This window comes from Flintibacter hominis, assembly GCF_014287965.1.
In the GTDB taxonomy this organism is placed as follows: Bacteria; Bacillota; Clostridia; order Oscillospirales; family Oscillospiraceae; genus Lawsonibacter; species Lawsonibacter aceti.
The window spans coordinates 122,581-136,215 of record NZ_JACOPO010000006.1 but is presented as its reverse complement, the minus strand read 5'-3'; the positions used below and the strand labels follow the sequence as shown (position 1 = coordinate 136,215).

The following is a 13,635-nucleotide window of genomic DNA, read 5'->3' as shown; positions in this document are numbered from 1 at the left end:
GAATGGTGGTTTCCTGATTTTGCGGCCTGCTTTCTCCCGCTGTCTTCGCTGAACAGAGGGACGATTAACGCACGGCTCAATTCTCGCGCTGGGAAAAGGCCGTATATTGTGTCTATCAGCGTTCCAATGTGTGGATTTTTCTAGCGGTGTTTTTTACAATCGAAATCACCGGCACAGCCAGTGGTTATGATTCGGGGGCCAAAGTGGGGGAGAAGGGAATGGTTTTCTCATGATACCTCTTCTAAAAAGCGGACAGACGCCCGTACTCCCTCTGGGGTGTTTTCAATGGTGCAGGTGGCTCCGTGCCGCTCCAGGATCATTTTCACCAGATAGAGCCCCAGGCCGCTGCCGCCGGTGCTCCGGTTCCGGGAGGCTTCCGCCCGGTAAAAGGCCTCGAACAGGTGGGGGAGAGCCTCCTCCCCAATATGGGCCCCGGTATTTTCCACCGTCAGGGCGGGGCAGCCATCCAGGAGGCCACACCACACCCGAATCTCGGCCCCCTCGGGGGAGTAGAGGGCGGCGTTGGAGAGAAGATTGCCCACCGCCTTACCCAGCAGAGAGGGGTCCCCCACTACCGTGATTTCGGTGGTCAGACAGGCGGAGAGCCGCTGCCCCCGCTGTTCCAGCAGCCCAGCATCTTGGGAAAGTTGTTTCTCCAACAGGGCTGCCAGGCCCACGGCTTCCCTCTCCACGGTTACTATCCCCTGTTCCACACGGGAAATGTTCAGCATCTCCTGAATCAGGCTCTCCATCCGTCCAGTGACCTGGAGGGAGCGGAGCAGATATTTGTCCCGGTCCCGGTACACGTCCACCCCCTCCAGCATCCCGGTCAACTGTCCCTTCAGAATGGTGACCGGGGTCTTCAGCTCGTGGGAGGCGGCGGAAAAGAAGGCCGTCCGCTGCCGCTGGCGCTCTCGCTCCCGTTCGATCTCTCCGCGCAGGGTCTGGTTGGCTGCCTCCAGTTCAGCCAGGGAGGCGGACAGCCGATGGGACATCTGGTCCAGGCTGCGTCCCAGCTGCCCGATTTCGTCCCGGCGCCGCTCTCCGCACTCCCAGTGGAAGTCCAGCCCGGCCATTTTTTGGGCGATGCCGCTGAGTCGGACGATAGGTCGGGTGATATAGCGAGAGTATCCAAAGGCGCACAGAAGGGAAAAGACCAGCAGCACCAGCAACAGCCACGGGGCCATCTGGACCAGCGCCCGCACCGCCAGATTTTCCGCCTCCATCCGCGGGGTGACATAGAGAGAATAGGGATCCTCTCCATCGGAAAACCGTACTTCGGTGACAATGGTGTCCTGTTCGGACATGGTGACGGAAACCATATCACCGGCCACAGAGGTACCCTCTGCCCGGGCGATGGCGGCGTCCGCCTCTCCCAAGTTGCCGGATGCCGTGATTACCATGGTGCTGTCCTCATACAGCGGTTGGACGGCCAACTGGGCACCAGTGTCGGCGAGCGCTCCGTCCGGACCGACCAGCATAGCCTGGGCTCCGGACGCACGGATGAAATCGTCCAACAGAGGCCCACAGTCCCTATATGAGGACTGCTCCAGCTTGACTGCGAGGGCCTTCACCTGCCGTGTCAGGTCATCGTTGACAACAGCGGTATAGGTGCTGGGGGTGGCCCAGGCAATCAGACCGAAGGTCACTGCCCCCGCACCGAATAGAATTAGGACAGTAATGAGGAAAACACGGACAGTCAGGCTTTCAGCGAGCCGTTTTCCCAGCACGATAGCCCACCCCCCTTACCGTTTCGATGTAGCCGGCCCCCAGCTTGTGGCGTAGGTTTTTGATGTGGCTGTCCACCACCCGTTCATCTCCGTAAAAGTCATAACCCCACAGCTTGGCCAGCAACATTTCCCGGGTAAACACTCTTCCGGGGGCGGCGGCAAAGGTGTGTAGCAGCTCAAATTCCCGTGCGGTCAGCTCCAGCGGTCGGCCGTTCAGAAGGGCCTCGCGGGCGTCTGGGTCTATCACCAGCTCCCGGTAGTGCAGTCGGCTGTCACTCTCCACAACGTCAAAACGGCGGAGGATTACCCGAATCTTCTCCAGAAGGATGGGCATGGAGAAGGGCTTGGTCACATAGTCGTCCACATCCAGACCAAAGCCCCGTAACTGCTCCTCCTCACCATCCAGGGCGGTGAGCATCACGATGGGCACATCAGACTCTCGCCGAATCAATTCACATACGCCGAAGCCGTCGATTTTTGGCAGCATCAAGTCCAGGAGGATCAAATCAAAGGTCCCCTTTTGAAAGCGGTCCAGAGCCGCAACCCCATCTCCCACGATCTCTACGTCATATCCAGTGTCTCTGAGATAAGCGCCCAGGAGCTCTTGGATGTCCGGCTCGTCCTCTACGACCAAGATTTTTTTCATGTGAGATCACCTCTATACTAGTATAGTACAGGTTTATGAATTTCGTATGAAGAAGCCTATCTTCCATATCAATTTGAACGACCCATAAAATGACAGACTTTAGGTGGACCCCCATGACATTTACAAAGGCATCCCAGGGATAATAGGGGCAGACAAACTCCAGGCCCTCTATCGACAAAACATAGGAAGGATGCTATACTGTGGTCAAATAGAAGGATGGGCAGAAATTTGATTTTGATAGAAATGAAGGAGGCGCCTCTATGCCCCTGCGCATTGTGCAAAATGATATTACGACGCTGAAGGTGGATGCCATCGTCAATGCCGCGAACCAGAGCCTGCTGGGGGGCGGAGGTGTGGACGGCGCCATCCACCGTGCCGCCGGGCCTCAACTGCTGGCCGAGTGCCGCGCCTTGGGAGGCTGTAAGACGGGAGAGGCAAAAATCACGAATGGATACCGGCTGCCTGCAAAATATGTGATCCACACGGTGGGACCAATTTGGCGGGGCGGCCGCCACGGGGAGCGGGAACTGCTTGAATCTGCCTACCGTTCTTCCCTGGAATTGGCCTTGGCTCATGGCTGCCAGACGGTGGCCTTCCCGCTTATCTCCGCTGGAGTGTACGGCTACCCCAAGGAGCAGGCGCTGAAGGTGGCTGTGGACATCATCGGGCACTTTGTGCTGGACCACGACGTGACGGTCTATCTGGTGATCTTTGACCGGACGGCCTTTTCTATCGCCAGGAAGCTTTTTGCGGACCTTGCCGATGATACTGAAGACCATTGTCTTGTTGCGGAAAATAAATGAGCGAGGCCCCAATACGACAAAAAAGACTAACATCGATTCCAAGTTTTGCCCAGACTCTGCGCGGATTCAATATCTTCATAAAATTATTTTTTCATACTCCGGAATTACAATTTCTATGCAAGCAACATGGCCCTGTCCATTTTTGGTCAGAGCTTGCTGAGAGGCTGGGGCCGGGGAAGGAGTGAAACAGCCCCGCTGCGAATCCTGACCGCACCTGAATTACCGGCAGGGTGTGCGATATTCTGGTGGACGAGAGTAAAAGAGTAAATGTGTGTCGTACAAAATGGGGAGGTAGATCTGGGATAAAACGCCAGCCATTCCTAGTGTATCTGATGCTGGCCTGTGCCCGGCTTCACCATGTGTCAGGCAACTCAGTGGGGCAACGCACATGAATATGAAAGCCTGGTACCGAGCTAATAAAACAGGACGGCCCGTTAGGGAAGGAAAACCCTAACGGACCGTTTTTCGCTGTCTGTTTCCGAGATAATGGGCAATTTATAAGAGGGATAATCAGGCGGTTTTGTGTGCGCCATGCTGCGCGCTGGCACACACAAAGATCCCCTTAGATTGCTCAGGTAGTCGGCCTATCAAATCATCGTCCTCCCGAGGCATATTTCCCCATATTGATGTCCAGCACCCCTCTGGGCGGCTGGATCAGGGCATCCTCATACTGGCACTTCCACTGGATCTCTCGGCTCACTCTCCCGTCTACTACGCCGTCTACGGTTTCCCCGTTGCTAATAGGATTATCGTTCCCCAGAATATATGACGCTACATTGTAGGCATGATTGACCACCCAGTTGGGGTCCATGCCGTGGAAGTGGTACTGGAGATCCGGCAGGAACAAAGTGCTCATGCCCACCGTATCGATGAGCATATCCTCGGTGCCCTCGATGTTGAAAAAGCGGACATTGACCCCGAAACGGATGAAACGGTCCGGCCCCTCAATCTGGTGGGAACGCACATCTTCCGCCAGAAACAGCTTGCCACAGTTCTGGAAATAGAACGCCTCGCAGGTGGGATACAGCTCTGCCAGAGCCTCCAAAAAGTTGGCGTCCAGGTTGGCCCGCTCCAGCGCCGGAAGCGCCGCAGCCAGCATATCGGTGGCCACGACTTGATACCGGCACTCCCGGAAGATCCGCTCCCGGTCCTCCTGGCAGTCCCACATCTGACTCATCAGGAAGGCGTCAAAGCCTTTGCCCTTGAACTTGTCGCATTTCATCACCATCAACTGTACCGGGCACTTACCGTCCTGAAATTCCGCAATATGATCCAGGGCGGCATAGCCGGCCATCTTTTTGTCGCGGCAGAAACACTCTACAGCGCCGATGTGCTTTTCCATCACAGCGGTCATTTCATCCTTGTCCGGCATATCTGCCGGCTCTTTGAACAGCATCTGAATGAGATAAGGGCCGCCGGGTTGGGGGCCTTTTTTGTCATCCAGGTTCTGCTGGAACACTTTATTGCTCATTTGGTCTCCTCCTTCTTTTGAGGGAACAGCTTCCACCGGAACTCCAGTTCTTTCTGGACAAACTCTTTCGGCAGGCCCCGGGGGTTGGCGATGAGATACCAGACCCGAAAGGTGCGTTTCTCCGGGTCTGTCTCCTGCCGGTAGAGCTGATAGCCCGCCTCATCCTCCTGCGACCACTGTCCTGTCTGCCGCTTGGCCTGCACAAAGGGGTCCACCACCTGGTCCAGCTCCGCTCTGGTGCGGCTTGAGGCCCAGGCGTGATCCACATCATCGGAGTGGGAGAGGTGGAACAACATCGAGCCCATCCAGTTCTTTGCCTTGTGCTCCGGCGTTCCGCGCAGTTCCGCCTGACGGCGGTACTCCGCCAGCTGCTCCGCCGTTCCGTACCGTTCCACCATCTGCTCATCCACATGAATGCGCCAGATGTAATCCTCCGGCTGGGTAAAGGGGGCGCAGACCGGCTGGAGCGCCTCTGCCGGGTCCGCCTCAAAGCGGTCGATAAAATCGAGGTAGTGGGCTTTGATCAGGGGCAGGAAGGTGTCCAGCAGCCCGGTGTCCAGCCGCAGATCCTCTGTCAGCATCCGGAAGAACGAACCGCCTGTTGTGGATTCTATTTTAAAAGAATAGAGGCGGTCATCCCCCAGCTTAATGATGCAGGTGAAGCCTACCTCCACATTTCCATGACCGATCTCATAGTCCAGGTAGTTGTATCGGCTCCTATCAAACCAGATCTGATAGGTCAGGCCGTTTTTTGTTCTCTTTTTGAAGTCGCCCTTTTTCAGCCGCTTCCAGCCCTTTTCCTCCAAGCCCAGCCCATTCCACAGGTAGTCCAGGGCCTCCGCAAAGATGTCCGCAGGGCGTCTTTGTTCCATAGTACCCACCTCCAGGCAAAGTTCATCCACTATTTGAAAATCAAATACAGGGCAAGGAAAAAGAGGATCAGACCACCCCATTGCTTTGTAAGAAGCAACATTATCAGTATCGCGAACAATAAAACGCCCACCAAAAGGATGATTCCATTCATCCATCGCTTCTCCTTCTTATCAATTTTCTGTTTTCAACTATGGTCTTTACTCCTCTCCATTGTTTGGCTAATCTGTTTCAGAGCCATGTCTATGTAGAGATATACCCCATCCCGGTCGCAGTGGTACAGGTTGGAATAGCTTGTACTCTCATTGGGGCGGATGGGATTGGGCTCCACTACCTCAGTGGCTTCCAGCAGGCCAGCACCCAGCTCCACGGCGGCGGTGAGGGCCTTTTTCAGCACCGCAAGCTGCCCATCGCTCCAAAGCCTCTCCATATCTTCCAGAACCTTCGGCCCCTGCTTCATATCCCGGAGAAGCTGTGCGGCTTGATCCGGAGACAGGTATACACCGGAGCAGTAGTTTTCGATGATCCGATTTTTTGCTGGATTGGGAAAGAAGGTTGGTACCACCTGTGTCCATGGGGTGAAGTACCGGGCATATTCCGGCTTTTGCTCCACCAAGAAAGAAAAGGCACTGCCTCTGGTGTAATAGTAATCCCGGAAAAAGCCCTGGATTACCGCAATATAAAAGCCGTGGCTCTTATCAAACAATTCATCCGGCTCTGTCCCCGCCCCGACCCGCAGGGTATCCAGATACTTTTCCGCATAGAAATCCTCCATTCCATGCCGTGCGGCAAGGGCCAGTACCTTTTCCTCCTGTCCCTGCTGTATCCAAGTAAGGGGAGTAAAATACCATTCCCGCATTTCTTCCGGCGAAATCGGGTGAAAACTCACGTCGTATCCCATAAAAACCTCCCTAAAAATCCAGTAAAATGGGAACCTGCTGTTCCTCGGCAAATCGCATGGCCCGCCAGAACATGGAGAAGGCGAACTTGGCCAGGGATTGGGTGTCATACTGGGTGTGTTCCGGGATGTCCGCCTTGCTGTACTGCCCATCTGCGTCTATGGTTCCGTCTACCGGGTATCCCTCCGTATCCGCCCAATCAAGGATGGTATCCTCATCGGCCTGCCACGCCAGCTGGTTCAGCTTCTCCAGCTCTTTTCGAAGCCCTCCTACCGTACCAATTGTGGCTGTATCGTTGGTAGGAAGCGGTCCTTGGAACAGGAAGCTGGCCGACAAAGGAATCCACCATGTAGCACCGCGAAACAATGACCAAACCCGTTCTTTATCTGCCGAAAGACGGGCGATAATAGGGTTCTCCATGAAGTCCCAGTCTTTCTCCACAGTAGGTGGCACCGGTTCCTCGTATGTACGACAGGCGGCCACCAGCAGCATAGCGCCGAAGGCATCCCAATCCGGCTTGTCCGTGTAATAGGGCTTCTCATTATCCTCCGGCCAGGGGGTGTAGGGGGGCTGGTCCGGCTGAGAAATGGCGCTCAAGATCTGATCCCGCCAGTTCTCCACCGCCGCCTGGACCTCGGCCGGGGACAGATTCTCCTCGTTGTCAGCGGGTTCTCCATCCGGCGTGATCCGGTTAAAGGCGTATCCGTTTTCCTCCGCCCACTGCTGGACAACGGTTTTCCAGTTGTGAGAATAGTACCGGGTCAATGTTCCGGCGTAGATATCAAGTCCCATCGTGATGCCTCCTTTTTTGTCTGTACGGTCATTCTTTTGCCGGAGCGAACAGTCGGTCAATCTTCTCCAGATTGTATTCCAAGATCCAGTCATGGAATTGATGATAGAGCGGCAGTAGCAGTTCCCGTGAGCCGCCCAGTATATCCAACCCACGGTCATCGTACAGGTGGTAGAGGAATGGCCCCGGCCCGGTCAGATAGACGCTGGACACAAAGCCGTTCCAGCCGCCGATGTCCCCCAGAATGATCTCCTGGAGAAGCCGCTCCGGTTGAAAGCTGATTTTGCTGAGATCCCAGTAAAACTGTACTTGAGCATATGTATCCCCGTCCTCGTCCATCATGGTCGCTGTGATCTGCTCATGCGGGGCAGGAAGTGCGGCCCTCTGCTGGATGGCCGTCAGCAGGGACTCGACAGGTTTTTCCTCGGGATACCCGTCAATTCGCAGAATACCTGGCGGCGCTGGAAGGTTACGGTAGATCATAATCGCCCGCTCCAGTGCGCCTTGAACATAGGCGGGATTTGGAGTTAGTTTCTCGGTGTTCTCGTCCAAATAGGTGCATTCCAGATAGACTGGTTCATCTCCGCCAATCTCAAGCCGAATGCCCACCGGCGCATGGTAGAACAAAGGGTGTTCCAGCCCAGCCATGCCCAGATCATGTAAAATGTGTTCAAACCGCTTTGCCAGCATGGTATCCCTCCGTCTTATAACATTTCATACAGCAGGGCTGTATTGCCCCGCACCAGTTCCAGATGGGAGCGCAGCGTTTCAAGTCCGCTTTGCACCGCCTCGGTGGGCAGATCCCAGTCTGGGGCAATTTCAGCGGTCAGCTCCGGGAGGTCCTGCTCCCGCAGAACTGCCAGCAGTTTAGACGCCAGCTCTCCCTCCAGCAGAGCGCAGTCCAGGGTGTCCTCCGTCTGGGGAGCAGGAAAACGGACATCCAGATCAAGCTCGCGCTCACACCAGTCCCAGATGGCCATATAGACCGAGCCGGAGCAGTTACCGTTGGGTAATTCCTGCCGCTGGCCGCCTTTGAGAAGATAAAAGGATGCAATCTGTGACATGGCAGTTCCTCCTAAATGTTATTCTTTTTCCATCAGCCCTTCTGCCTGCATCCGGATCACATAGAAGGCCCGTACCCAGTCCAGTTCCTGCTCCATGGATTCCTCCAAAGCCAGCAGGCGGCGCTTTCCCAGCCTGCGGTCCAGAAGGGCAAAGATGCGGACAAGAGGATTCTCGCTGACAAGGCTTTTCTCAATGCTCTGGTTGTCAAAGATACCAAACGCCTCATAGAACACCTTTTGGTCAAAGGTACCCTGCTCCAGCGCAAAGGCATGAGCCTGGTTGATGGCCTCTTTTGCGGAGTCGTGATCCTTCAGCGTTGTGGACCGCAGGTGATGAAATTTCGTCCACACATTCTCAAAATAGGTGTAGTAGTTGCTCCGCAGCACTTCCACGCCGTCCACACGAATGGCTGCCCGGCCCTCATGGTCAGCACTTTTGCTGTAACTGGTGGCAAAATACTGGATGTGGCCCCGGAGCGCCGGACACAGATAGTCACTTTCCAGTTTGTTCCGCATTCCGCTCCAAGTTGACATAGTGACCGCCTCCTTTCTGCTGCCGCTGCGGGTAAGGTAGATTCCCAATAAATTGAAATTTGAAGATTACATATAATCCTCGATATATGATCGTTCTATAAATTCTTTTACTGCAAATATATCTGCAAACTCCTCATACCGGGGAAATCCGTCCGCATTTTGTGCCGAATAAGTCAAATGAAACAGATAGTAAATGTCTCTTCCTATTCCGTTTCTGAGAACATATAACACATCATCATTGGATTCGCACTTCGCAACCGCCCAGATTTTTTTGCCGTATAAGAAGTGGTCTTGTCCTATTTCTTTGTTTAGTTCAGCAACAAATGCCCCGTCCGCCTGTGTGAAGGGGATCATATACCAGTTAAAATCCTTACTATATTTATCATAAAGATCACAGAACATTTCTTCTAATGTCATTTCCATTCTTCCTTCGCTGATTTACAGTTCGGCCCTCAATCACCGCGCTGTTTTTATTGCTCATTGAGATACCTCGCCAGTTTCTTCTCCAGCAGTTCTGTCATATCATTGCAGAGGCGCTTTACCTTGTCCTGCTCATGGGCGTAGTACCAGATGGTTTCCTCTCCGGGGCGGAGCAGGAGCTGGTCGCCGTCCGCTTCTTTCCAGAACTCGCCCAGCACACAATACCGCTCTCCGTGGATGGTCAGATCGAACAAGTCGGACAAATCAATGGTCACGCCTGTGGATACATTGATGCCTGCGGTCAGCAGGAAGAACTCCCGAACCTGGGCCGGGAGCGTGAAGTTCAGCACGCTTTCTTGACTTGCAATCTGCTCCTCCGTGGCGGCGGGCTGGATCTCATCAGAGGGGTCAAGCGCCTTTGCCAACGCCTTGGAGAACTTGGGGTAGCGTCGAAACAGCTCCGGGTTGCTGGTCTTGAATTCCTTTTGCTTTTCCCGCTGCACTCGCTCCTGCTCCTTGCAGAAAGCGTCCAGCTCCGCCAGATACCGATCCTGGTAGAGATCGCTGGCCTCAAATGCTGTGCCGCTCTTTTCCAGAATGGCGATGGCTCCCTTTTGGCTGCCAAACACCGGGACCCACTGAAAACCATGCCGGCAGGGCTTCAGTTTCAGAAATTCACCCCGACTCAGCAGGGCTTCCAACTCCGTCTCATGTTCGTCCCACCAGTTCTGCCAGGTTTCAGGTGTTTCCCGTCCCTCAGCCAAGTCCAGGAGTTTTACTGTCAATGATTCTTTGTCCATAGGTGTCCACGCTCTTTCCCAACCTTAACTTCCACATTACTCGGTAGCACAAAGCTCATTCATTTTTGGAATCAGTAATTTATCCATCCACTGACAAACAATCTCAAAGGCATTGTTAATTTTTTCTTCATTTCCTATATCAAGATATATTTCATTGTCTCTTAAACTGTAAAACAGTGGTTGTGTGTTGGCGTCTGGTTTGGCGTAACCATAAGGGTCGTATGGACGGGTGTTGATTATATAGCAAACCTCTATGCTTATGCTATCCTTTGTGTTCCCGCCGAATGAGGAAAACGCAATCATATATGTGAAATTTTTACTGTGCTTTGTAAGTGTTTTGTCGGATTTTTTATACTTGAAGCCTAAATGCCCGTACTTTCCTTGCAACTTGGTTCCAAGCATTTGCATTGCTTCGTTAAAGTTCATTGTGCCCCCTCCATTTTCTCATCGTAAAAATAAATATAGTTCATCCCTCCGTTTCAGAGGGGGCAGGAATAGATGCTCATGGCCCCATAATCGGTGTGCAGGACAAGTCCGCTCTTGGTAAAGGAAAAACTCACCTGCCGCACCACAAAGGGGTCGTCAATGGTGGCCAGCAGCTGGCCGCTGCCGGTATCCCACACCTCTATGGGGGAACTGCCACGCTCCTGCTGAACGGCCATCAGGCTGCCACTTGTCCGCACCGTGCAGGTATCTGAAAAACTCAGCCCTTGCCGGACAGAAAACGGGAAAGGATTGGTCATCTCCTCTCCGGTCTGGGTCAGATAGAACCTGCCGCCCACCGAGAAGCACTGGTCATCCGGGGAGAAGAAGGGATGCCAGCCCTCATTGGGGATCACTACTTTTTGGCCGGACTTCAAATCGACCAGCACATACTCACCCTCGGTGACACGGTAGGCCGCTTTGCTTTGACGGGGCGAGAGCATTCCGAAGCAGTAATAGGCAAAATTCGGATTCTTCGACTTCTTGCATTTTACCGTTTCCCGCCACACCTCTGTGTTGCTGCCAAAGTCAAAGACCACGATTTCCTCGCCTGTGTACCACAGGGCCAGGTCGCCGCTCTGGTCCAGCATGGCCTTCATGCTGTTTTTCTTGCTGGCAAAGGGGGTGACCGCATGGGTGCGGAGGGAGAACTGCTCCAAAAGATAGCTGTTGTTCAGCAGCAGAGTATCATTGGGGCAGAGGACCTGCTCATAGGTCATCCGCTTGGCGCCCAGAGAGATCGTTTCGAGGATCTTCCCATTGCCATCGAAGTGATAGAGGAGCTCGTCCTCAAAATCGCCTACCACCCGCGTCAGGAAGAAGTCATCCCGTGTGAGGGCGGCGGCCAGAGGCATGAAGCCGTTGCTGTCCTTTCCGACAAACCGATGGCACCGCGCCTGCCCAACAGCGGCGTCCGGATTCTGATAGACGAATCCTTTCCGCATCTGGCCCATCATGGCGCTGGCCGCCTTGCTCTTGACCTGGAAGGCGGAGTCACACAGGATCTCCTTGACCTTCCCGCCATTGGGGCAGGTTCGGATGGTATGGCCGTCAATTTCAATCCGCCACTGCTTATTTGTAGCGGGGTTGAGGAAGGTTTTTTCCATCATGGCTTTGACCGTTCCTCCTTTCGGATCAGGATGCTTTTTCCCTCGGCGTTGATGCTATACAGGTCATCCAGATGGATGTGGAATCCATCCTCACGAATGGTTTCCGCCATACCAAGAGCGGCTTTCGCCAATAGGAGCAGCCCAGCCCGGTTTCCTGTTAGCTCCAACTCATTTCCGTCATCATGGGTGGCAAAGGAGAGGTGGGCTTCCGGCTCTAACGGAAGGATGGGCAGTTGTTCCTCATTCCATTGAATAGTCAGTGTTTTGGTTGTCATCGCTTGTATCCCACCTTTTGAAAACTTCTCAATCAAAATCCATCCAGACCAGGTGCTTTCCGCAGTGGAGGCACTGGAACAGATAGCATTGCAGATGCCCGCCGTTTACGGATTCCTGAATCAGTTCCTTCTGTTCCTCGTCCCACATGGTGTCGTCCAGCACCCCCTCCAGCACACCCAGTGCCCGCAGCTCTCTGGCTCCCACATGGCCCAGATAGGCGCAGTAGTCACCGCAGTGGGCGCGCCAATATTCCTGCTGCCAGCCGGAGTAGCCGGGGGTGCGGTGGATCAGCTCGTCCAGCTTCTCCGGATCGTCTACACCATCATCCACAGAGTAATCGTCCTGAAAGCTGCCGTCATATTTCCGGGCCGCCTCGCCACTGGCGATACACGCCGGACACAGATACGCAACTTCCTCCACAGAAAAGAACGGATTGGTATAGAAAATGCGGGTCGTCTTGCCGCAGCAGTCGCAGACAACGCCATCTGCGGACTCCTCAAAAGCGCCGGTTTCCAGAGGGTCCGGATGATACCGGAAGGTGGGCAGGCCCAGCTGGGCCCGCCGCTCCTTCTCCTTCTGCTTTTCCTCCGGTGTTTTGGGCTTGGGGATGGCATAGTGGTTGCCCCAGCTCTCCACATAGTCCTTCAAGACGCCCAGCCGCTTGAGGGTCTTTTTATCGGAGCGCTTGCCGATTTGGCAGAGCAGTTCATAGGCATCCTTCTTGAAGTCCAGCAGATCATACACATCTACCAGCACTTCCTTGGCCTGCCGGTCCTCGGTCTGCTCCAGTTCCTCCTTAAAGGCATAGAGAGCGCGGACACTGTCCGGACCGCCGTCGGTTGCGGAAAACTGCTTTTTTAGTTCGATGTAGGTTTTCTGATATTCTGTCATCGGGCGTACCTCCCATCAATCCCACCAGAAGCACCAAACCGTAGACCACTCTCTGGAAACATGAGTCCGCCCGTCATGTTTGTGGGGGCAGCTCCACCTGGTCCAGAGGGGTCTCGTTCCATACACTTACTTTGAACGGTCTGTTCTCCAAATCGAAATAGATCGTGATACTGTTGTTGTACTGGTTCAAATCATTTTCGATGGTATATTCTGTGGAAATCCCAAACTCTGGATGATCGCTGTATGTGTTGGGAAGATGAGTCCAACCATCACTGGAAGGATACCTCTCAATCAAATAATCCTGGGTTACATGGTTCAGTTCCTGATTATCCAATTTGATGCTGGTGTGTTTCTCATCATAAAAAACCACCATAGAATCTACCACACCATCTTCGATTTTTTGAGGTGGCGTATCCGACCCTGTGGACACCTGGTTTGTAATGGTCACCTCTAACAACACCCCGTCTTTTTCCAGGAGCCGGATGATGGACCCACCCGGCAAAATCCCCTGCCCATCCTCTGTCAGGGACCAATCTGCCCGCGTTTCGTAATACTCTTCACCCACAAACGGCTCCAGGAAATAGGGTGTCTGCCCGCTGATTTTCCACCCATCCTCGGTTAACTGCTTCAAAGAAACCGGAATCGGATAATAGACGTCGTTCACTGTGATCCCCAATTCCATATTTTCCGGCATGGCTTCACTCTCCTGTTCATCCGGCATTTGCGTGATACTCTCTGTGATCTCCTCTGAAGCAACAGGGGTTTGGGCCGTGCCGCCGCCCTCCCGCCCGCAGGCAGTCAGCAGTACCAGGAAACAGCACGTTATCAGCATCTGCAAGTTTTTCATAA

16 protein-coding genes and 1 pseudogene are annotated in these 13,635 nt (G+C 54.0%); 1 reads left to right on the top strand and 16 read right to left on the bottom strand.

Annotated features, from left to right (window positions below):
• Window positions 1–227: 227 nt before the first annotated feature.
• Together H8S11_RS10325 and H8S11_RS10320 are read right to left on the bottom strand one after the other, a co-directional pair.
• Window positions 228–1,730 carry a sensor histidine kinase gene (locus tag H8S11_RS10325; RefSeq protein ID WP_186853079.1) on the bottom strand — a complete coding sequence of 501 codons (1,503 nt, stop codon included), beginning with the start codon at window positions 1,728–1,730 and terminating at the stop codon, window positions 228–230.
• Window positions 1,708–2,376: a response regulator transcription factor gene (locus H8S11_RS10320; protein WP_186853078.1), complete on the bottom strand. Its 669-nt coding sequence runs from the start codon at window positions 2,374–2,376 to the stop codon at window positions 1,708–1,710. Before H8S11_RS10320 ends, H8S11_RS10325 begins: the two co-directional genes overlap by 23 nt.
• A 260-nt stretch (window positions 2,377–2,636) precedes the next feature.
• Here H8S11_RS10320 and H8S11_RS10315 point away from each other — a divergent pair.
• Window positions 2,637–3,152 (top strand): annotated as a pseudogene (locus H8S11_RS10315) (O-acetyl-ADP-ribose deacetylase); the annotation flags it as partial.
• Between the two features lie 619 nt (window positions 3,153–3,771).
• Here H8S11_RS10315 and H8S11_RS10310 read toward each other — a convergent pair.
• The 14 genes from H8S11_RS10310 to H8S11_RS10245 form a co-directional block, all read right to left on the bottom strand.
• Window positions 3,772–4,650 (bottom strand): DUF4261 domain-containing protein, encoded by an 879-nt coding sequence (locus tag H8S11_RS10310; protein ID WP_186853077.1) that lies wholly within the window; start codon window positions 4,648–4,650, stop codon window positions 3,772–3,774.
• Window positions 4,647–5,522, bottom strand: a complete 876-nt coding sequence (locus tag H8S11_RS10305; RefSeq protein ID WP_186853076.1) for a spondin — start codon at window positions 5,520–5,522, stop codon at window positions 4,647–4,649. The genes H8S11_RS10310 and H8S11_RS10305 overlap by 4 nt, the downstream gene beginning before the upstream one ends.
• 185 nt (window positions 5,523–5,707) lie before the next feature.
• The gene (locus tag H8S11_RS10300; RefSeq protein ID WP_186853075.1) at window positions 5,708–6,421 is read right to left on the bottom strand and encodes a hypothetical protein; all 714 of its coding nucleotides are present in this window, start codon (window positions 6,419–6,421) and stop codon (window positions 5,708–5,710) included.
• A 10-nt stretch (window positions 6,422–6,431) separates the two neighbouring features.
• Window positions 6,432–7,211 carry a hypothetical protein gene (locus H8S11_RS10295; protein ID WP_186853074.1) on the bottom strand — a complete coding sequence of 260 codons (780 nt, stop codon included), beginning with the start codon at window positions 7,209–7,211 and terminating at the stop codon, window positions 6,432–6,434.
• A 28-nt stretch (window positions 7,212–7,239) separates the two neighbouring features.
• Window positions 7,240–7,899, bottom strand: a complete 660-nt coding sequence (locus tag H8S11_RS10290; RefSeq protein ID WP_186853073.1) for a DUF3885 domain-containing protein — start codon at window positions 7,897–7,899, stop codon at window positions 7,240–7,242.
• Window positions 7,900–7,913: 14 nt separating this feature from the next.
• Entirely contained in the window at window positions 7,914–8,273 is a 360-nt protein-coding gene (locus H8S11_RS10285; RefSeq protein WP_186853072.1) for a hypothetical protein, read from the bottom strand.
• Window positions 8,274–8,291: 18 nt separating this feature from the next.
• Complete coding sequence (locus H8S11_RS10280) at window positions 8,292–8,807, bottom strand: SF0329 family protein (RefSeq protein ID WP_186853071.1); 516 nt, start codon at window positions 8,805–8,807, stop codon at window positions 8,292–8,294.
• Window positions 8,808–8,873: 66 nt separating this feature from the next.
• Window positions 8,874–9,224, bottom strand: a complete 351-nt coding sequence (locus H8S11_RS10275) for a hypothetical protein (RefSeq protein WP_147571328.1) — start codon at window positions 9,222–9,224, stop codon at window positions 8,874–8,876.
• A gap of 53 nt (window positions 9,225–9,277) precedes the next feature.
• Entirely contained in the window at window positions 9,278–10,012 is a 735-nt protein-coding gene (locus tag H8S11_RS10270; protein ID WP_243201022.1) for an SMI1/KNR4 family protein, read from the bottom strand.
• 51 nt (window positions 10,013–10,063) lie between these two features.
• Window positions 10,064–10,453 (bottom strand): hypothetical protein, encoded by a 390-nt coding sequence (locus H8S11_RS10265; RefSeq protein WP_186853069.1) that lies wholly within the window; start codon window positions 10,451–10,453, stop codon window positions 10,064–10,066.
• 53 nt (window positions 10,454–10,506) lie between these two features.
• Window positions 10,507–11,619 (bottom strand): hypothetical protein, encoded by a 1,113-nt coding sequence (locus H8S11_RS10260; RefSeq protein WP_186853068.1) that lies wholly within the window; start codon window positions 11,617–11,619, stop codon window positions 10,507–10,509.
• The gene (locus H8S11_RS10255; protein WP_147571324.1) at window positions 11,616–11,894 is read right to left on the bottom strand and encodes an Imm32 family immunity protein; all 279 of its coding nucleotides are present in this window, start codon (window positions 11,892–11,894) and stop codon (window positions 11,616–11,618) included. The genes H8S11_RS10260 and H8S11_RS10255 overlap by 4 nt, the downstream gene beginning before the upstream one ends.
• 28 nt (window positions 11,895–11,922) lie before the next feature.
• The gene (locus H8S11_RS10250; RefSeq protein WP_147571323.1) at window positions 11,923–12,786 is read right to left on the bottom strand and encodes a CbrC family protein; all 864 of its coding nucleotides are present in this window, start codon (window positions 12,784–12,786) and stop codon (window positions 11,923–11,925) included.
• Between the two features lie 73 nt (window positions 12,787–12,859).
• A complete protein-coding gene (locus H8S11_RS10245; RefSeq protein WP_186853067.1) occupies window positions 12,860–13,633 on the bottom strand; it encodes a hypothetical protein in 774 nt (257 codons plus the stop codon).
• Between the last annotated feature and the right edge of the window lie 2 nt (window positions 13,634–13,635).

Coding starts and splice junctions, on each gene's coding strand:
- H8S11_RS10320 (WP_186853078.1), bottom strand. CDS start 2,376: ATGAAAAAAATCTTGGTCGTAGAGGACGAGCCGGACATCCAAGAGCTC.
- H8S11_RS10310 (WP_186853077.1), bottom strand. CDS start 4,650: ATGAGCAATAAAGTGTTCCAGCAGAACCTGGATGACAAAAAAGGCCCC.
- H8S11_RS10305 (WP_186853076.1), bottom strand. CDS start 5,522: ATGGAACAAAGACGCCCTGCGGACATCTTTGCGGAGGCCCTGGACTAC.
- H8S11_RS10300 (WP_186853075.1), bottom strand. CDS start 6,421: ATGGGATACGACGTGAGTTTTCACCCGATTTCGCCGGAAGAAATGCGG.
- H8S11_RS10295 (WP_186853074.1), bottom strand. CDS start 7,211: ATGGGACTTGATATCTACGCCGGAACATTGACCCGGTACTATTCTCAC.
- H8S11_RS10290 (WP_186853073.1), bottom strand. CDS start 7,899: ATGCTGGCAAAGCGGTTTGAACACATTTTACATGATCTGGGCATGGCT.
- H8S11_RS10285 (WP_186853072.1), bottom strand. CDS start 8,273: ATGTCACAGATTGCATCCTTTTATCTTCTCAAAGGCGGCCAGCGGCAG.
- H8S11_RS10280 (WP_186853071.1), bottom strand. CDS start 8,807: ATGTCAACTTGGAGCGGAATGCGGAACAAACTGGAAAGTGACTATCTG.
- H8S11_RS10275 (WP_147571328.1), bottom strand. CDS start 9,224: ATGACATTAGAAGAAATGTTCTGTGATCTTTATGATAAATATAGTAAG.
- H8S11_RS10265 (WP_186853069.1), bottom strand. CDS start 10,453: ATGAACTTTAACGAAGCAATGCAAATGCTTGGAACCAAGTTGCAAGGA.
- H8S11_RS10260 (WP_186853068.1), bottom strand. CDS start 11,619: ATGATGGAAAAAACCTTCCTCAACCCCGCTACAAATAAGCAGTGGCGG.
- H8S11_RS10255 (WP_147571324.1), bottom strand. CDS start 11,894: ATGACAACCAAAACACTGACTATTCAATGGAATGAGGAACAACTGCCC.
- H8S11_RS10250 (WP_147571323.1), bottom strand. CDS start 12,786: ATGACAGAATATCAGAAAACCTACATCGAACTAAAAAAGCAGTTTTCC.
- H8S11_RS10245 (WP_186853067.1), bottom strand. CDS start 13,633: ATGAAAAACTTGCAGATGCTGATAACGTGCTGTTTCCTGGTACTGCTG.